At 71.8% G+C, this 19,144-nt stretch carries 13 protein-coding genes; 3 read left to right on the top strand and 10 right to left on the bottom strand.

Translation table 11 applies throughout. The features are described from left to right. The 10 genes from AB0A69_RS33045 to AB0A69_RS33000 form a co-directional block, all read right to left on the bottom strand. Positions 1-5,093, bottom strand: a 5,093-nt coding sequence (locus AB0A69_RS33045) for a type I polyketide synthase (protein ID WP_361429683.1), incomplete at its 3' end; no start/stop codon positions are given. Positions 5,094-5,277: 184 nt separating this feature from the next. After that, positions 5,278-6,690 carry an FAD-dependent monooxygenase gene (locus AB0A69_RS33040; protein ID WP_361429681.1) on the bottom strand — a complete coding sequence of 471 codons (1,413 nt, stop codon included), beginning with the start codon at positions 6,688-6,690 and terminating at the stop codon, positions 5,278-5,280. Continuing rightward, positions 6,687-7,892, bottom strand: a complete 1,206-nt coding sequence (locus AB0A69_RS33035; RefSeq protein WP_361429679.1) for a DUF993 family protein — start codon at positions 7,890-7,892, stop codon at positions 6,687-6,689. The genes AB0A69_RS33040 and AB0A69_RS33035 overlap by 4 nt, the downstream gene beginning before the upstream one ends. A gap of 162 nt (positions 7,893-8,054) precedes the next feature. After that, positions 8,055-9,377, bottom strand: a complete 1,323-nt coding sequence (locus AB0A69_RS33030; RefSeq protein ID WP_361429677.1) for a sensor domain-containing protein — start codon at positions 9,375-9,377, stop codon at positions 8,055-8,057. 138 nt (positions 9,378-9,515) lie between these two features. Continuing rightward, complete coding sequence (locus tag AB0A69_RS33025) at positions 9,516-9,725, bottom strand: ferredoxin (protein ID WP_361429675.1); 210 nt, start codon at positions 9,723-9,725, stop codon at positions 9,516-9,518. Between the two features lie 36 nt (positions 9,726-9,761). Beyond that, a complete protein-coding gene (locus AB0A69_RS33020) occupies positions 9,762-10,892 on the bottom strand; it encodes a cytochrome P450 (protein WP_361429673.1) in 1,131 nt (376 codons plus the stop codon). Between the two features lie 269 nt (positions 10,893-11,161). Next, on the bottom strand, positions 11,162-13,702 hold the full coding sequence (locus AB0A69_RS33015; protein WP_361429671.1) for an FtsX-like permease family protein: 2,541 nt from the start codon (positions 13,700-13,702) through the stop codon (positions 11,162-11,164). Then, entirely contained in the window at positions 13,702-14,520 is an 819-nt protein-coding gene (locus AB0A69_RS33010) for an ABC transporter ATP-binding protein (RefSeq protein WP_361429669.1), read from the bottom strand. The genes AB0A69_RS33015 and AB0A69_RS33010 overlap by 1 nt, the downstream gene beginning before the upstream one ends. Positions 14,521-14,614: 94 nt before the next feature. Continuing rightward, a complete protein-coding gene (locus AB0A69_RS33005; protein WP_361429667.1) occupies positions 14,615-16,237 on the bottom strand; it encodes an MFS transporter in 1,623 nt (540 codons plus the stop codon). A 208-nt stretch (positions 16,238-16,445) separates the two neighbouring features. After that, on the bottom strand, positions 16,446-17,294 hold the full coding sequence (locus AB0A69_RS33000) for a mycofactocin-coupled SDR family oxidoreductase (RefSeq protein WP_361429665.1): 849 nt from the start codon (positions 17,292-17,294) through the stop codon (positions 16,446-16,448). A gap of 202 nt (positions 17,295-17,496) precedes the next feature. On the opposite strand from AB0A69_RS33000, the gene mftA reads away from it, so the two are divergent. From mftA to mftC, 3 genes are read left to right on the top strand one after another with little or no spacing between them, the layout of a single operon-like run. Beyond that, positions 17,497-17,619 carry a mycofactocin precursor MftA gene (gene mftA / locus AB0A69_RS32995; RefSeq protein WP_361429663.1) on the top strand — a complete coding sequence of 41 codons (123 nt, stop codon included), beginning with the start codon at positions 17,497-17,499 and terminating at the stop codon, positions 17,617-17,619. A 13-nt stretch (positions 17,620-17,632) separates the two neighbouring features. Continuing rightward, positions 17,633-17,923, top strand: a complete 291-nt coding sequence (gene mftB, locus AB0A69_RS32990; RefSeq protein WP_361429661.1) for a mycofactocin biosynthesis chaperone MftB — start codon at positions 17,633-17,635, stop codon at positions 17,921-17,923. Further along, the gene (mftC, locus tag AB0A69_RS32985; protein ID WP_361429659.1) at positions 17,920-19,143 is read left to right on the top strand and encodes a mycofactocin radical SAM maturase; all 1,224 of its coding nucleotides are present in this window, start codon (positions 17,920-17,922) and stop codon (positions 19,141-19,143) included. The genes mftB and mftC overlap by 4 nt, the downstream gene beginning before the upstream one ends. The last annotated feature ends 1 nt before the right edge of the window (position 19,144 follow it).

The raw sequence follows: 19,144 nt of genomic DNA, 5'->3' as shown, positions 1-19,144 counted from the left end.
ACGTGGGCGTTCGTGCCGCTGATCCCGAACGACGACACGCCCGCCCGACGCGGACGGCCCGTCTCCGGCCACGGCCGCGACTCCGTCAGCAACCGGACGTTCCCCGAATCCCAGTCCACCTTCGACGACGGCTCGTCGGCGTGCAGGGTGCCCGGTAGGGAATCGTGGCGGATCGCCTGGACCATCTTGATCACGCCGGCGACGCCCGCCGCCGCCTGGGCGTGCCCGATGTTCGACTTGATGGAGCCGAGCCACAACGGCCGGTCCTCGGGACGCTCCTGCCCGTACGTCGCCAGCAGCGCCTGCGCCTCGATCGGGTCGCCCAGCGTCGTACCCGTACCGTGCGCCTCGACGACGTCCACATCGCTCCCGGCGAGGCCGGCGTTCGCCAGCGCCTGCCGGATCACACGCTGCTGGGAGGGGCCGTTGGGGGCGGAGAAGCCGTTGCTCGCGCCGTCCTGGTTGACGGCCGTACCGCGCACCACGGCGAGCACGGGGTGGCCGTTGGCACGCGCGTCGGACAGCCGCTCCACCAGCAGCAGGCCCACGCCCTCGGAGAAGCCGGTGCCGTCGGCGCCGTCGCCGAAGGAGCGGCAGCGGCCGTCCGGGGACAGGCCTTGCTGGAGCCCGAACTCGACGAGTACCTCGGGGGTGGCCATGACGGTCACGCCGCCCGCGAGCGCCAGGGAGCACTCACCGGTGCGCAGGGCCTGGATCGCCAGGTGCAACGCCACCAGTGACGACGAGCAGGCGGTGTCCACCGTGACGGCCGGACCCTCCAGGCCGTAGGTGTAGGACAGCCGTCCGGATGCGATCGAGCCGGTGGCGCGGGAGCGGGCGTAGTCGTGGTACATCGCACCGGTGAACACGCCGGTGGGGGTGCCCTTGAGGACCGCGGGGTCGATGCCGGCCCGTTCGAAGACCTCCCAGGACGTCTCCAGCAGCAGGCGCTGCTGCGGGTCCATGGCCAGCGCCTCGTTGGGGCTGACCCCGAAGAAGGAGGCGTCGAACTCGGCGGCGTCGTGCAGGAAGCCGCCCGAGCGGGTGTACGTCTTCCCCGGCGTACCGGGCACAGGGTGGTAGACGTCCTCGATGTCCCAGCCGCGGTCGGTGGGAAACTCGGTGACGGCCTCCGCGCCTTCGGAGACCAGCCGCCACAGGTCCTCCGGGCTCTCGACGCCTCCCGGGAACCGGCAGGCCATGGCGACGATGGCGATGGGCTCGTCGTGGGCCGCGGCCGGGGCGGGAGCGGGGACGGCCCCGGAGGAGCCGAGCGCCGCCTGCTTCAGGTACAGGGCGGCGGAGCGGGCGGTCGGGTGGTCGAAGACCAGGGTGGCGGGTAGGCGCAGTCCGGTCGCGGTGGTGAGCCGGTTGCGCAGTTCGACCGCGGTGAGCGAGTCGAAGCCGAGTTCCTTGAAGGCACGGTCGGACTCGACGGCGTCGGCGGATTCGTGGCCGAGGACGTCGGCGACATGGGTGCTCACCAGGTCCAGGAGCAGGCTGTCGCGTTCCGCCTCGGGCAGCCGGGCAAGCCGGTCGGCCAACGAACCGGTGCCTGCGGCGCTGGCAGCGGCCGCCTTGCGGGTGGGGACGCGCACGAGATCGCGCAGGATCCCCTGGAGGAGTCCGGCGGCCGCCTGGGCCCGCAGTGCGGCCATACCGAGGTGGAGCAGCAGCAGGAGCGGCTCGGCGGAGTCGAGCGCCTGGTCGAACAGGGCCAGTCCCTCGGTCGTCGTCATGGCGGGGAAGCCCTGTCGGCGCAGCCGTTCGATGTCGGCCTCGCCCAGCTGTCCGGTCATGCCGGTGCCCTCGGCCCACAGGCCCCACGCCATGGAGACCGCGGGCAGCCCGGCAGCCTTGCGCTGGGCGGCGAGGGCGTCGAGGAACACGTTGGCGGCGGCGTAGTTCGCCTGCCCGGCGGCGCCCAGGACACCGGCAGCGGAGGAGAACAGGACGAACAGCGCCAGGTCGCGGTCGGCGGTCAGCTCGTGGAGGTGCCAGGCGGCGTCGACCTTGGGGGCCAGGGCGGTGTCCAGACTGTCCTGGCTGAGGGAGGTGAGGAGGCCGTCGTCGAGGACGCCGGCGGCGTGGACGACGCCGGTGAGGGGGTGCGCTGTGGGGATGGTGTCGAGCAGGGTGGCGAGGGCCTGTCGGTCTGCGACGTCGCAGGCGGCGAGGGTGACGGTGGCGCCGGCGGCGGTGAGTTCGTCGTGGAGTTGGGTGGCGCCGGGGGCGTCGGGGCCGCGGCGGCTGGTGAGGAGGAGGTGGCGTACGCCGTGTTCGGTGACCAGGTGCCGGGCGACGAGTGCGCCGAGGCCACCGGTGCCGCCGGTGATCAGAACGGTGCCCTCCGGGTCGAGGGCGGTGCCGGTGGTGTCCTCGGTCTCGGCGCGTACCAGGCGCGGTACGTACGTCTGACCGCCGCGCAGCATCAGTTCGGACTCGCCCGTGGCGAGCGCGGCCTGTAGGGCGGCCTCGGAGGAGGCGTCGACGTCGGCCAGCACGAAGAGGCCGGGGTGCTCCGCCTGGGCAGCGCGCACCAGGCCCCAGGCGGGGGCCAGTACGGGGTCGGGGGCGGGATCGCCCTCGATGGCGACCGCGCCGCGTGTGACGACGACGAGGCGCGACCCGCTGAACCGTTCGTCGCCCAACCAGGTCTGGACGAGTTCGAGGGCGCGGTGGGCGGTGGCGCGAGCGGCGTCGGGCACAGCGCCGTCGGGCGCGGAGAGTTCGACGACGGCCGTCCCGGGGACCGGCTCGGCAGCGCGCAGCGCGGCGAGGTCGGCGAACCGGCCTGCCTCGTCGGCCGCCCCGGCCGCGGCGGCGTCGGCCGCGGCCGGGACCCACACGGGGCGGTAGGGGAGGTCGCGGCGGGCACCCGCGGCACCGATCTGGTCGGCGGAGACCGCTCGGGCGGCGATGGATCCCACGCCGAGAATGGGGGCGCCCGTGTCGTCGGCGGCCTGGAGTTCGGTGTTTCCGCGGCCGTCGCTCGCCAGCCGCACGCGCAGCGAGGTGGCTCCGACGGCGTACAGCGAGACGTCGGTCCACGCGAACGGAAGAACCGTTTCGTCGCCGGGCTCGCCGTCGCCGACGAGCTCGGCGTGCAGGGCGGCGTCGAGCAGCGCGGGGTGCAGCCCGAACCGCTGGGCGTCGGCGTGGGCCTGCTCGGGCAGGCGCACCTCGGCGAAGATCTCGTCGCCGCGCCGCCACAGGGCTGTCAGCCCTTGGAAGAGGGGGCCGTAGGCGTAGCCGCGGCCGAAGAGTTCCTCGTAGGCGCCGTCCAGACCGATCGGCTCGGCGCCGGCCGGCGGCCACTGGGTGAGCTCGAAGCCGGCCTCGGAGCGCCGGGCGGAGAACACACCGCCGGCGTGCCGGATCCACGGCACGTCGTCGCCGTCGGCCCGCGAGTGGATGCTCACGGCGCGGTCGCCGTTGTCGTCGGCCGGGCCGAGCATCACCTGGAGAGCGACGCCACCGTGCTCGGGCAGCACCAGCGGGGCGTGCAGGGTCAGCTCGTCGAGGGTGCCGCCGCCGGCCTGGTCACCTGCCCGGAGGGCGAGCTCCACGAAGGCGCTGCCGGGCAGCAGGACGGCGCCGAGCGCCTCGTGGTCCGCGAGCCAGGGGTGGGTGCCGAGGGAGAGACGGCTGGTGAACAGGTGGCCGCCCGTCTCGGCAGGCCGGACCTCGGCGCCCAGCAGCGGGTGGTCGACGGGCTCCTGTCCGATGCCGGCGACCTCGTCGCCCGGAGTGGGCACGTTCAGCCAGTAGCGGCGTCGCTGGAACGCGTAGGTGGGAAGGTCGACGACCCGGGCCCCGGCGTAGAACGGGGTCCAGTCGACCCGTGCGCCTCGCAGGGAAGCCTCGGCCAGGGAGGTGGCGAACCGGAGCAGGCCGCCCTCGTCCCGGCGCAGGGAGCCGATGGCGGAGACCGCACGCCCAGCGGCGTCGGCGGTCTCCTGGACGCCGACCGTGAGCACGTGGTGCGGGCTGGATTCGACGAACAGACCGATTCCGTCGGCGAGCAGCGCCTGTACGGCCTCTTCGAACCGGACGGTCTGCCGGAGGTTGGTGTACCAGTACTCGGCGTCGCACGCCGCGGTGTCCAGGACACCGCCCGTGACCGTGGAGAAGAACGGGATGTCCGGGGTTCGCGGACGGATCGGGCCCAGGACGTCGATGAGCCGGTCCCGGATGGATTCCACGTAGTGCGAGTGCGAGGCGTAGTCCACCGGGATCCGGCGCACCCGCGCACCCTCCGCCGTGAGCTGGTCGAAGAGCTCGTCGAGGGCGTCGGTCTCGCCGCACACGACGGCGGTGCCGGGTCCGTTGACCGCGGCAAGCTGGATGCGGCCCTCCCAAGGGCGCAGACGATCACGCAGTACGGCCGCGGGGAGCGCCACCGAGATCATGCCGCCCTTGCCGGCCAGTTCCTCGCGGATGAGGCGGCTGCGCAGGGCGACGACGCGGGCGGCGTCGTCGAGGCTTAGAGCGCCGGACACCGCGGCGGCGGCGATCTCGCCCTGCGAGTGGCCCACGACGGCAGCGGGTTCGACGCCGTAGGAGCGCCACAGGGCGGCGAGGGAGACCATCACCGCCCACAGCACGGGCTGCACCACGTCCACCGGATCCAGCGTGGGCCGGCCCGGGCGTTCGCGGAGCACGCCTTCCAGGTCCCAGTCGACGAAAGGCGCCAGGGCGTCGGCGCATTCGGCCATCCGTGCCGCGAACACCGGTGAGGCGTCGAGGAGGTCGACGCCCATGCGGGCCCACTGCGAGCCCTGCCCGGGGAAGACGAACGCGACGCGAGGAGGACCGCCGGTCACCGTTCCCGATACGACGGTGCCGCCGGCCCTCTCGCCGGCCAGCGCGTCGAGGCCGGTCAGCAGGCTCTCGCGGTCCGGCCCGAGGACCACCGCGCGGTGGGGCAGGACGGCCCGTGTCGTGGCCAGCGACAGACCGATGTCGGCCGGCTCCGCACCGGGCTGCTCGGTCAGGTACGAATGGAGCCGTTCTGCCTGGGCACGAAGCGCCTGCGCGCTCTTTCCCGAGATCAGCCACGGCATCGCCGGAGGCATTTCCTCACCGCTCACCCAGGACACCCCTCGAATTGATTAACGAACTCACGCGCGTCATGCGGAAGGAGTCGCGCAGAAGGATTCGCCTACAAATCCTGAGCGCGCCTCATCGGCCCGCCAACCCCTAATCGGTCCGGCAGCCCCTACAAAACGGGGCTGCCGGACCGCGTACCGGGAATGGGGACGGGTGGCGTCGGGTTCACGCCGGCTGCGACTGCTGGCCGCCCGTGGCCGACGGGCGGAGCAGGTCGCCGAACTCGGGGTACTGCGCCATCGCCTCCTGGCGCGTCAGCGGCCGCTCGCGCGGACCGCGGAACACGGTCAGCAGGGCGGGCAGCGTCATCATGCTGCTCGGCGGCGCCTCGAGCGCGGCCACCTTGAACGAGGCGCCGGACAGGCCGGCGTGCTCCGTGGTCATGCGCGCGAACCGGGCGGTGAAGCGGCGCAGCAGCTCGGGGCCGCGCTTGAGGGTGGAGGTGGCCTCCGGGAACCACTGGTCGGTGCCGGTCGCCATCTGCCAGGGGCCGAGGGAGGACCGGGCGATCGCGGCCTGGGCCCGCTTGCCGAGCCCCGGCGCCAGACCGGTGCGGTCCAGCTCGGTGCGCAGCGCCACCGCGCCGAGCGCGGCGATGGACATGCCGGTCGCGTAGTTGGGGTTGAGCGTGGTGGCGGCGTCACCGATGACGACGAAGCCCTCGGGCAGGGGCAGCTTCTCGTAGTGCCGGCGCCAGTTGGGCAGGCCCCGATAGGCCTGGATGCGCCCGGCGGGCGTGGCCTGCGCGATGAGGTCGGCGATGACGGGGTCGCGCAGGGAACGGGCGAAGTCGGCGAACCCCTGTTCGTCGGTGGGCGGCTGACCGCCCCGGGTGCCGATCAGGGCGACGATCCAGCGGTTGCCCTCGTTGGGCAGCAGCGCGGCGCCCCGGCCCGGTTCGCCGGTGCCGTTCTGCGCCTGTATCAGCACCCCGGGGAAGTCCTCGGGGGTTTCCGGCGGGGCCTCGTACAGCCTGCTGGCGTAGGCGAAGCCGGCATCGACGCGGTCTTCCTGCACCTCGGGCAGCCCGAGCTCGGTCAGCCAGGCCGCAGCCTTGGAGCGGCGCCCGGTGGCGTCGACGACGAAGTCCGCCGGAAGCGTCCGGGCGGGATCGCCGTCGCGTTCGATCCGCACCCCGGTGATCCGGGCGGCCGATCCGTCGAGTCCGGTGACCTTGGCGGACTCGATCAGCGTGATCCGGGGGTCGGCCAGCACCCGCTCGCGCAGCGTGTGGTCGAGGAGGGCCCGGCTGCACAGCAGCACATGGGCGTCACCGGTGCGGTGCCGCCGATACCAGCCCTCCGCGGACAGGGTCAGCAGATCGGCGGGCATGCCGCGGCGCTTCGCACCGGCCGCGTACAGCGCGTCCGACAGCCCGGGCAGCAGGGTGTCGGCGGCACGCACCCCGCCGCTCATGAACATGTGGTTGTGGTACCCCTGCGGCAGGCCTTTGCGCGGGTCGGGCCGGTCGGGGAACGCGTCGCCCTCGACGATCGTGACGTCGCTCCCGTGCCCGGCGAGCACGGCGGCGGACAGCATGCCCGCCATGCCGCCGCCGAGCACCACCGCCCTGGTCATCGGCTGACGCCTTCCTGCGGGACCCCTGACACGTCGAGGAACCGGGCGATGCGGTGCGCGGCCAGTTCGGGGTCGGGGAACAGGCCCAGTTCGTCCGCGAGCCGGTACGCCTTCGCCAGGTGCGGCACGGACCGCGCGCCGTGCTCGGCCCACACCATGCGGTGATGGCCGATGTGGCCCGAGAGCCAGCTGAGGAAAACCAGTCCGGTCTTGAAGAAGAGCGTGCTGCGGCCCGGTCCCTGGAACAGGTGGGCGGACAGCTCGTCGGCCTGGCCGAGCTGCTTGCGGAAGGAGTCCGGGTCGCCCGCGTCGAGCGCGCGCAGGGCCTGGCCGGCCAGTGGCGCGATCGGGGTGAACACCGGCGACAGCGCGTCGCTGTGGCCGTGTCCGTCACCGGCGATCAGCTCGGCGTACGTGTCGTAGTCGCCGGTGTAGAACCGCACGCCCTCCGGCAGCCGGCGCCGCAGGGCGATCTCGGCCTCGGGGGTGAGGGGGGCGACCTTCACGCCGTCGACCTTGTCGGCGTTGTCGGCGATCACGGCGAGGAACGCCTCCGTCGCCGCCGCCGGGTCCTGGTGGCCCCAGTATCCGGTGTGACCGGGCACCCACTCGGGCAGCAGCCAGTGCAGCACCGCCGGCTGGGCGGACCGGCGCAGCAGGCCCGCGTACACCTCCGCGTACTCCTCGGCGCTGCCGACGGCACCGGCGAGAGCCGCACTGGCCTGGATGACCGGCTGGCCTCCCGCTTCGTTGACGACCTCCAGCTGCTCCTCGTAGGCGGCGACGACGGCCTCGCGGGAGTGCGGGGTGAACGGGTCGAGCTGGTCGGTCCACACCCCGGCGGCGAACCGGCCGCCCGACTCCGCGGCCGCAGCCCCGGTGCGGCGGATCAGCTCCGCGGCGGTCGGCCAGTCCAGACCGGCGCCCCGGTGGGCGGTGTCCAGGGCCTCCGCGACGGTGAACCCGTGGGACCACAGCTGCCGGCGGACGGCGAGGGTGGCCTCCCAGTCGAGGGCCTGCGGCGGCGGAGGGCCGAGCGGCGGGCCGAAGGGCTCGTTCGGCGCGAACGGGTCGCCGACGACCGGAGCGGCGGCAAGCACGGACCGGCTGCGGAACGGGGTGCTGTCGGGGGTGAGGGCGCGCGGCTCTCGACTCGGCTGATAGCGCGTCAGCGAACCGCTGTCGTCGGGGAGTTCAATCACGGCGTCAGCTCCGGGGTCTAGGGCGAATTGACCACGAACGCTAGTGACGGGAATGCACCCCAAGACCCCTTAAGCGACCCCTAACAAGGCGGCCGTGACAACAGAATCCGGCTCCCGGCCGTACTGGGCCGGGAGCCGATTCGGTGCCGTGCGCGTATGTCCTCAGGCGGCCGCCGAGGCGGTCCACGGAATGACGGCGCCGATCTCCGTGGGGCCGCCGTCCGGGCTGTCGACCTTGAGCATGCCGCCGATCGCGGCCAGCTCCCGCTCCAGCCTGGCCAGGCCCCCGGGGCGGGCGAGGCGGGCGCCGCCCCGCCCGTCGTCCCGGACCATGACGTGCAGCAGTCCCTCCCGCACGGACAGCGTCACCCACACGCGCCGGGCGCCGGCGTGCCGTGCCGCGTTGCCGAGGGCTTCACCGACCATGCGCAGGGCCGCCTGCTCGGCCACGGGGTCCCAGCCGGGGAGGGGTACGACGTCCAGCGTCACGGGCATCGACATGGCAGCCGCAAGACGTCGTACCCCGGCGACCAGGTCCGCCGCGGCGGGGGCCCCGACGGCCCCCGCACGGTGAACGGACTCCTGGACGGGCGCGGGGTGCACGGGGGGCACCGGGGCGGGCGCGGCCGAAGGAGCAGGGGCGGGCACGGCCGCGGGCGCCGGGCCGGGCGCGGCCGAGGGAGCAGGGGCCGGCTCCGGGCCGCCGGCACCGGGCCACGCCGGTCCCGTATCCGTTCCCTGTCGCCGGGCCTGCACGGCCTCGCGCACGGCCCGCTCGGTGCGCCGCGCCCCGACCAGCAGGGTGTCGGTCGCCTCGCGCCAGCCGTCGGCCAGCCGGTCCCTGCCGGGCGCGGCGGCCGTCGCGGCGGGCGCCAGCAGCGGGCCGGGGCCCAACAGCCGGAAGTACGTCCTCACGAGCACCGGGTTGACGCGGGCGGCCACGGCCAGCAAACCGGCCCCGACCAGAGCGGCGAGGAAGGCGGTGCCCCAGCCGGTGACGGGCACGACGGTGTACCAGTTCGTCGAGTCGCCGTCGGCCAGCGGCTGCCACAGCCCGAACACCAGCAGGACACCGTGCGCTCCGTAGACGGTCAGCAGAGCCGGCGAGAGTGCGACGGCGAAGCCCACGGTCGAGTCGAGTGCCAGCCATCCCACGTCGCGCCAGGTGGCGGGATCCTTCAGCATGGCGCGGCAGCGCCGTACGCAGCCCGCCACGCCCCGGCGGGCGTTCGCGGGCAGCAGCCGGTAGGGAGAGGGAATGTCCTGGCCGCTCCAGGCCGCCGCGAGCCGGCGGCGTGAGGTCGCGTGCGCGCGAACCGCCGCGAGGACGGCGGGGGTGGTGAACAGGCCGATCCCGATGGGAAGCAGAGCCAGTGACACGGCGGTCAGCACGAGCAGCAGCACGCCGCCCACGAGCGCGGTGACGGCCAGCACCAGCCCCTGCAGCGCGGTGACCCACGTGTCGTGCACCCTTGACCTGCTCACCTGTCTCCTCCTGTCGTCCGACCGGTGCCGTGCCGGCCCGCCACCAGTCTCGGCGTTCCGGGCCTCGCGCACACGGGGCCCGGCACCCGGACCGGGGTGTACCTGACACCACCTCGGACACGGCGGGGGAGACCCGGCTCAGTCCTCGCCGAGGGAGATCGCGGCGACCGGGCAGCCGGCGGCAGCGGCCCTCAACGCCCGTATGGAGGGGGCGCCGTACCCGGTCGGCGGGTCCCCTCCGGCCAACACCACGCGGCCGTCCTCGTCGCTCTGGTCGAAGACAGCGGGCAGGGCGTACACGCACATGCCCGAGCCGACACAGCGCTCACGGTCGATGTCGATACGCATCGCGCAACCGTCCGTCCCGCATACCGGTCCCGGCGGTCACCAGGTGACGGGAAGGGAGTGCATGCCGTGGATGAGCGTGTGGCTCTTGAAGGCGAGTTCCTCCTCGGCGACCGCCAGACGCAGGCCGGGGATGCGGGAGAACAAGGTGTTGAAGACGATCTCCAACTCGACCCGGACGAGGCTGGCGCCGGGGCACTGGTGGATTCCATGGCCGAACGCCGAGTGCAGTTCGATCTCGCGGTGGATGTCGAAGGTGTCGGGGTCCTCGAAGGCCGTCTCGTCCCGGTTGGCCGAGCCGTTCAGCGCGATGATGCCCTCGCCCGCCCGGATGGTGACCCCGGCGATCTCGATGTCCTCCGTCGCGACGCGCGCCGTGGCCGAGTCGGCGATGCTCAGGTAGCGCAGCAGCTCCTCGATCGCGTTGCCGGTCAGGGACGGGTCCCGCTTGATCTCCGCGAGCTGATCGGGATGGCGGAGCAGCATCGCCGTGCCCAGCGCGATCATGTTGGTGATGGTGTCGAAGCCGCCGAACAGCAGCATGCGCGCGAGCGCGACGATGTCCCCGTGCTCGAGGGCACCGGTCTCCTTGTTGCGGGCAATAATCCGGCCGAGCAGGTCGTCGGTGCCCCGCTCGGCCTTCTCCGCCACCAGCTTGCCGAGGTAGACGTCCATCTGAGCGGTGGCGGAGCCGACTTCCTCGGGACTCACGTCGCTCTTGACGGTCGTCTCGGCGAAGGCGCGGAAGGTCTCGGTGTCCTCGGCGGGTACGCCCATCAGTTCACAGAAGATCAGCGAGGGGACCGGGATGGCGAGCGCCTGGACCAGGTCGACCGGGCCGCCGGTCGCCAGCATCGCGTCGATGTGCTCGTCGACGACCTGCTGGATGCGCGGCCGCAGGGCCTGCATGCGCTTGACGGTGAGTTCCGGGATGAGGGCGCGGCGGCGCACCGTGTGGTCCGGCGCGTCCATCGCCACGAGCGGCAGCTCCATGGTCTGCAGGACCTCGTCGGGCACCGGGAACTGCAGCGGGTAGTTGGGCAGCTTGACGCTCGAGCTCATGGCCGGCGAGGTGAGGACGCGGCGCACGTCCTCCTGCCGGGCGACCACCCACACCTCACGCCCGGAGAGCGCCATTTTCACCTTGGTGACGGGATTCTTGCTGCGCATCTCGGAGTATGCGGGCGGCGGGCTGTACGGGCATTTCCGCTCCATCGGAAATGCGGGCAGCTCATCGGCATTCTGCGCAGGGGAGGAAGTCTCTGTCATGCCATCAGGCTAGGGGTGGACGTCATTTCCGCGGCCCCCCTATTTGACCCCTAATGCCGCGCCTCCCATGCTGTTCCGGACATGGTCTCCGGACATGGTTCAGCGCCCGCTCCGGGGGAGGAAAGCGGGCGCTGAACGGTGGTGGGGAGGTCTACGCAGGTGCCGGCCGGTCAGGCGGGCGCCGCGGCCTCCAGAGGCCGGACCTTGAGCGCCTGCCAGGCCGGTACCAGGGTGGCACCGACGGTGAGCAGACCCGCGAACCCGATCGTGGCGAAGTACATCCACAGGGGCCCGGTCGGCGTCAGGGAGTCGGCCCGGGCGAGGCTGAAGGGGATCAGCGTCATCGGGGCGACGAGCGTGCCGAGGAGGATGCCGATTCCGGCGGTCATGCCGCCTTCGTACGCCATCATGCGCATCACCTGGGCGCGGGTGGCGCCGGTGAGCCGCTGCAGACCGAACTCGCGGGTGCGACCGCGCACCGCCAGCCACAGGCTGTTCATCACGGAGATGGTGATGTACCCGAGCAGCGTGCCGATCATCAGGTAGCTGACCAGAGCCTGCGCACCGAGGTGGTGGGCGAAGGCGTCGGTGAGCCGGTCGCGGTCGACGACCTCGGTCCCCGGCAGCTGGGCCGTGACCTTGCCGAGCGCGGCGGCGAGCTGTGTGTCGTCCACACCGGGCTTCGGGGCGACCACGATGTGGCTCGGCAGGGTGCTGCGGGTGTGCTTGGCCAGGGTGTCCGCCGACATCATGATCGTCTCGAAGCTGGCCTTCGCCTCGACGAGCGCGACGATGTTCAGCTTCTCGGTGTTCCCGTCACCGAACCGCACCGTGAGGGTGTCGCCGATGCCGGCCTTGAGCTCCTTGGAGAACTCCTTGGCGATGGCGACCGAGTTGCCTTCGAGGTCGGCGAGCTTGCCCTCGGCCTCCTTCGCCGCGCCGACCGCCGCAGCCGCGTCCGGCGTGTAGCCGAGCAGCTGCCAGCCCTCCAGGTCCTTGTTGCCCCACGGGTCCTTCGGCGCCTCGATGAATCCGGTGCTGGCGACGAACTCGGAGGCGGTCTCGACCTCGGGCAGCGCCCGGACCTTCTCCAGCGTGCCCGGCTCCAGACCGTCGGGGCCGCCGCGCAGCACCGCGTCGCTGACCAGCGACTCGGTGTAGACGCTCTTGACGCTGCTCTCGGTCGAGATCAGGTACAGGTTCGCCGTGGCGATACCGGTCAGGAGCATGACGGGGGTGATCACCGCGGCCATCCGCACGGCCCTGGCCCGGGTGTTGAGTGCCGCGAGGTATCCGGACAGGCCCGTCACCGACTGCAGCAGCGGTCCGAAGACCTTGGTGAGTCCCCGGGAGATCACGGGGCCGAGCAGCGCGAGACCCACCGCGAAGAAGATGGACGCGAAGGTCGACGGGCTCGCGATCAGCGGACCGGTGACGAGGTTGAGCGCGACGTACCAGAGGTTGGCGCTGATCAGGAAGCAGATGATGGCGAAGATCAGTCGGACCTTGCCCAGTCGGAACTTCTGCTCGCCCTCCTCGGCGAGCGCTTCGGTGGGCTTGGCCAGTGCCGAGCGCCGCCCCGCGATGATCGCGGCGGTCGCCGAGGAGATCAGCGCCACCACACACGCCACGGTGGTCGGCAGCCAGCCGCGGTAGAAGACGAAGCCCTCGGGGGCGATGCCCGTGTCGGTGAGGGCGTCGAACAGCCACTTGCCCGCGGCCAGGCCGGGCAGGGCGGCAAGAGCGGTGCCGATGAGGGAGATGCTGACGGTCTCGCCCACCACCATGCGGCGCACCTGCCGGGGAGTGGCGCCGATGGCGCGCAGCGTCGCCATCTCCTTCATGCGCTGCTGGAAGGAGAGCGAGAGCGTCGACGCCACGCCGAGGATGCCCACCATCAGTGCGAGGGCGACGAGGAGGCCGGCGATGACGATCAGGTCGGTCATGTCGACGTCGGCGTACTCGGCCTTGCCGCGCTCGTCCCCGGTGAGGGTGACCGCGCCGCTGTCCGCGATGGCCCGGTCCACCTGCTGCTCCAGGGCGGTGACGTCCGTACCGGGCTTGACCAGCAGGCCGATGGAGTCGGCCTGGCCCGGCACCGGGGCGAACCGCTTGGCGTCGGCCTCGGAGAAGAACAGGCTGGACTCCACGGCCTCACCGGTGGGCTGGGCGACACCGGTGACGGTGAACTCCTGCGTTCCGCCCTTGAGCGCCACGTCGATCCGGCTGCCGGCCCCGACTCCCGCCTCCCGGGCGACCCCGGCGTCGAGCACGACCTCGCCGGGTGCGGTGGGGGCCCTGCCCTCGGCGAGCTCGTACGGCATGAGCGCCGCGGACTGCCAGCCGTGCCCGAAGGACTCCTCCTTCTTGCCCACGGGCTTGCCGTCCTTGAGGGCCGCGGCGGCGAAGGACCAGTCGACGACCGCCTTGTCCACGCCGGGCAGCGAGGACAGTTCGCCTGCCAGCGAGGCGTCGACACGGACGCGTTCGCTGAGGTGGGCGACGGGGCTGCCGGCCTGCTCGTACTCGCCGTTGCCCGCGACGACGATCGGGGCGGCGTTCAGACGCTGCGCCGGCAGCACGGCACGCAGGCCCGTCTCCATCATCGCGCCGCCGGCCGTCATGATGACGCCGGCGAGACACATCGCGACGAACGTCGCGAGGAAACTGCGCCACCTGAAGCGCACGGTACGAAGGGAGAGCTTGAACATCACATGCTCCCCACGGCCGCACCGGTGCGCGCCGCGACGGCGTCACCGAGATGGGTCATCTGCTCGGCCACCACGGAGGCCGTCGGGTTGTACATCTCGCTCGCCACCTGACCGTCGGCGAGGAAGACCACCCGGTCCGCGTAGGAGGCGGCCACCGGATCGTGGGTGACCATCACGATGGTCTGCCCGCCCTTGCTCACGGAGTCGGAGAGCAGCGTGAGGACCTCTCGCGCGGTGCGCGTGTCCAGGGCACCGGTCGGCTCGTCGGCGAAGATCACCGCCGGCTGGCTGACCAGGGCCCGGGCGATGGCGACACGCTGCTGCTGGCCACCGGAGAGTTCCGCGGGGTGGTGACCGGCGCGATCGCTCAGGCCCACGCCGGCGATGACCTGCCGGACGAAGTTCCTGTTCGGCCGGCGGCCCGCCAACTGCAGCGGCAGGATCACGTTCTGTTCGACCGTCAGGGCGGGCAGCAGGTTGAACGCCTGGAAGATGAAACCGATCTTGTCACGACGCAGCAGCGTCAGCTCGGTCTCGCTCTTGCCCTTGAGGCTGACACCGTCGATGACGACCGATCCGTTGGTGGGCTCGTCGAGCCCGGCCGCGCAGTGCAGCAGGGTGCTCTTGCCGGAACCGGAGGGCCCCATCACAGCCGTGAAGGTCCCCTGGTGAAAAGCCACGGACACACCGGCCAGCGCGGAAACGGACGTGCTGCCCCTCTTGTAGACCTTGTGCACGGAGTCCAAACGGACAGTCTCGGTGACTCCGCGGTTGCCAAGTGTGTCCACTTGTCTCTCCTCAGTCTGCGGAACTCTCATATGTCTCACTGCGGATCTCTTGAATCGAGACTATGAGCGGGCCTCCGGCCCCGGTATGGCTCTAGAACGCGGAAAGGGGGTGTACCTAACCCCCCTATCCGGCCCGCGTGGCCGATACGGACGCGGCCTGCGGCTCCGGTCCGGGCTCGGGCGGCTGCGGGGTGTTGCGCACGTGCCGAAGCCGCCACACCGTGAACACCGCGGTCGCGAGGGCCACGACGGCGCCGAACCATGCCGCGACGTGCATCGCGTCCACGAACGCCTTGTCCGCCACCGACAGCAGCGCCTGCGCCTGACGCGCGCCCAGCGCGCCTGCGGCCTCGACGGCGCCGCCGAGGGTCTGCCGCGCACTCTCGAACACGTCCGGCGCGACGCCGGCGGGCCTGTCGTCCGCCATGGCACCCCGGTAGACGGCGGCCCCGATGCTGCCGAACACGGCGATGCCGAGAGCGCCGCCGAAGTCCTGGAAGGTCTGGGTGAGGGCCGAGACGGACCCGGCGCGCTCCGGCGGCGCCGCGGCGACCACCAGGTCGGTGACCAGGGTGAGCACGATGGCCGCGCCGACTCCGATGGCGGTGGCTCCCGAGATGACCACCAGGAGGTTCTGCTCCGCTTCGACCCGGGTCATGACCAGGAACCCGGCACCGACGAGGGCAAACGCCGCCCCGATCACGTAGGCGGGTGGGACCCGGTTGGCCAGCACCACCGCGAACGGAGCGATCAGCATGGTCAGGGCGGGCGGTGGCATGGTCCACAGGGCCGCCTCCAGTGGCCTCATGTCCAGCACGTCCATGAGGTACTGGGTGGTGAAGACGCTGTAGCCGATCAGGCAGGCGAACGACAGCAGGCTGAGGCTGATCGCCGGGCTGAAGCCACGCCGGCGGAACAGCTTCGGGTCGATCATCGGATGGCTGAGCCGCGTCTGCCGGAACAGGAACACGCCGAGCACGGCGACACCGAGCACCATCGCGGCCACCCGCGGGACTTCGAGACCGTCGGTGGCGACCTCCTTGAGTCCCCAGATGACGGCGAGGACGCCGACGAGCGACAGCACGGCGCTCAGGACGTCGAAGCGGCCGACGTCGGCCCGCGGCCTGCGGAACTCGGGGACGAGCACCGGGACCAGGATCAGCATGACCGCGAGCACGGGGATGTTGATCAGGAAGATCGAGCCCCACCAGAAGTTGTTGAGCAGTGCACCGCTGATGACCGGGCCGATGGCCGAGCCGGCGGAGTTGCCGATCGCCCAGATCGAGATAGCCGTACGGCGCTGCTGCTCGTTGCGGAACATGTTGCTGACGAGAGACAGGGTGGACGGCATCAGAGTGGCGCCGCCCAGGCCCTGCAGGGCACGGGCGATGACGAGCGTCTCGGCGCTGCCGGCGTACGCGGCGAGCACGGAGGCCGCGCCGAACAGGCACGCACCGATCATCAGCAGTCGGCGCCGGCCGATGAGGTCGCCGACGCTGCCCATCGTGATCAGCAGGCCGGACAGCACGAATGCGTAGATGTCGATCATCCACAGCTGCTGTGTGCTGCTGGGATGGAGCTCGCCCGAGATGGACGGCACCGCGAAGTACAGCACCGTCATGTCCATCGAGGTCAGCAGCAGCGGCAGTACGAGCACGCCGAGCGCCAGCCATTCCTTGCGCCCGGCACGCGGCGCGGGCTGAGCCGCGTCGCCTCCCAACGCGGTGTTGTCCCCGACCGCAGTCATCGTCCGGACCCCCTGCCACCGAATGCGGATCCGACCGTGGGGCACGTCGGTTCCGCGAGGTATGAAAACGCCACCATTTCCTCCTCGACTTCCCTTCAGTCAGAAATCCGCCGGTCACGACGGGAATTCAGGTTCTTTTCCATGGGGTTCGAACAGTGCATCGCGCACCCGGCCCGGCCGCCCGGACGGGCGGCCCCTGACGGCCGTCTCACAGGCCGAGCTTGACGGTGGCGCCGGCATCGACCTTCAGGTGCAGGCCGGTGACGTAACGGGACTCGTCGGACGCGAGGTAGACCACGGCGTGGGAGACGTCGACGGGGTTGACGAACGGCACCGGCATCGACTGCAGGCCGGTGAAGACCGGGTCGACGTCCTCACGCACCGGCTCGTCCAGGTCCGGCCGGAAGACCTTGTACACGGCGTCGTTGAGCAGCATGTGCGTGTCGACGTTGGTCGGGTGCACCGCGTTGACGCGCTGGCCGCTGCCGGCGACGAGCTGGGAGAGCGTGTTGACGTACTCGACGAGCGCGTGCTTGGAGAAGCGGTACGCCGCGAATCCGGGGCCGGCCGGGGAGACGTCGCCGTGTCCGGGCTGCAGCGCGGTCATCGAACCGATGACGATGATCGAGGCGCCCTCGCCCAGGTGCGGCAGAGCGGCGTGCACGGTGTTGAAGACTCCGCCGAGGTTGATGTCGACGGTGTCGGCGAAGGCGCTGATCGGGCGCCCGGCTCCGATGGGCAGGATGCCCGCGTTGGGGACCACCACGTCGAGACGGCCCAGCTCGGCCACGCCCTCGGCCACGGCGGTCTTCAGCCCGTCACGGTCGCGCACGTCCGCCCGCCGGGTGACGATGTGCCGGCCCGCCTTCTCGACCAGCCGCGCCGTCTCCTCCAGGTCGTCGGACGACGCCATCGGGTACGGCACGCCCTCGATGTCCTCGCACAGGTCGACCGCGATGATGTCGGCGCCCTCCTCGGCCAGCCGCACGGCGTGGCTTCGTCCCTGCCCGCGCGCGGCCCCGGTTATCAGCGCCACTTTCCCAGCCACTCGTCCCATGGGGGACCCTCCCTGTTCGGACGTCGGATCCATCAGGATCTCTTCTTTGCCGTCGGGTGATTCTGCGTCTCATTATCAAAGCCCTCCGGCAGCCGACAGAGCGCGAACAACCCCTAGATAAGTAGGGGTGGACTGCGCTTACCGAGGAAACACATCATCTTTTCTGAAACCTCGTCTGACGTGTTGTCGAAGGGAGTCCGTCATGGGCGCTGAAGCAGCGGCCGAGGAGAACCCGGCCCTGCCGGAGTCCGGCGCCGGCGAACCGGTGGCCGAGGAGCTCCTCGTCGAAGAGGTGTCGATCGACGGCATGTGCGGTGTCTACTAGCCAGGAGCCGGATGTGTTCACTCCCGAGCGCCCCTACCGGTGTTCGCCGAGCGTGGCACTGCGCCCGGAGCCGTTCGGCGCGCTCGCCTACGACTTCCGCACCCGTCGGCTGAGTTTCCTCAAGACCCCGTTGCTCGTCGACGTCGTACGGACCCTGGGCGACCATCCTGACGTCCACGCCGCGCTCGCGGGTGCGGGAGTGGCCGTCGAGCAGCGCGGCGCCTACCTGCGGGCCCTGGCCACCCTGGCGGACGGCGCCGTGATCGAACCCCGTCCCGGAACCTTCCTGGAGCGTGCCGCGTGAGGCTCGTCGACCATTTCGAGACCGGGCTCGACGCCCCGATCTGTCTGACCTGGGAACTGACGTACGCCTGCAACCTGTCGTGCGTGCACTGCCTCTCCTCGTCCGGTCGGCGCGACCCGCGCGAACTGACGACCCAGGAGTGCGAGGCCGTCATCGACGAGCTGCAGCGGATGCAGGTCTTCTACGTGAACATCGGCGGCGGCGAGCCGACGGTGCGGCCGGACTTCTGGGAGCTCGTACAGCACGCCACCACGCGCCGGGTGGGCGTGAAGTTCTCCACCAACGGGGTGCGTCTGACGGCCGAGCGGGCCCGGTGGCTGGCCGCGAGCGACTACGTCGACGTCCAGATCTCGCTGGACGGCGCCACCGCCGAGGTCAACGACGCCGTGCGCGGCGCGGGTTCCCATGCGACGGCGATGCGGGCCATGCGCAACCTCGCGGACGCCGGCTTCTCCGGCTTCAAGCTCAGCGTGGTGGTGACCAGGCACAACGTCGGTCAGCTCGACGCGTTCAAGTCGATCGCCGACGCACACGGAGCCCAGCTGCGTCTGACCCGTCTGCGGCCCGCCGGGCGCGGGGCCGACGTCTGGGACGAGCTGCACCCCACCGCCGAGCAGCAACGCGGGCTCTACCACTGGCTGCTCGACCAGGGGGAGGGTGTGCTCACCGGTGACTCCTTCTTCCACCTCAACGCGCTCGGCGACGGTGCACTTCCAGGGCTCAACCTGTGTGGTGCCGGACGTGTGGTGTGCCTCATCGACCCGGTGGGCGACGTGTACGCCTGCCCGTTCGCCATCCACGACGAGTTCCTCGCCGGCAACGTCCGCTCCCCCGGCGGTTTCGCCGACGTGTGGCGTACGTCCCCGCTGTTCGCAGAGCTCCGCGCCCCGCAGACGGGCGGGGCGTGCACGGCGTGCTCGGCGTACGACGTGTGCCGGGGCGGCTGCATGGCCGCCAAGTTCTTCACCGGGCTGCCGCTGGACGGCCCCGACCCGGAGTGCGTGAAGGGCGCGGCGCGGTCGGCGCTCGCCGCCGTCGGCACGGAGCAGGTGCCGCGGCCGAGCGGCGACCACTCGCACCGCACCGCGCGTGCCCCGCGCTCCCGTCCCGTGCCCGTCAGCATCGGCTGGGGCCCGCCCGCGCCGGCGACCGCCCCCGACCGGCCGTGCGACACCAGCCCGCTGGCGGACCTCCGAGGGGCCGGCCGGACGTGCGCCTGAC

The organism is Streptomyces sp. NPDC045431, assembly GCF_040646655.1.
In the GTDB taxonomy this organism is placed as follows: domain Bacteria; phylum Actinomycetota; class Actinomycetes; order Streptomycetales; family Streptomycetaceae; genus Streptomyces.
Note: the sequence above shows the minus strand (reverse complement) of the source record. Positions and strands in the feature narration are given on the sequence as shown.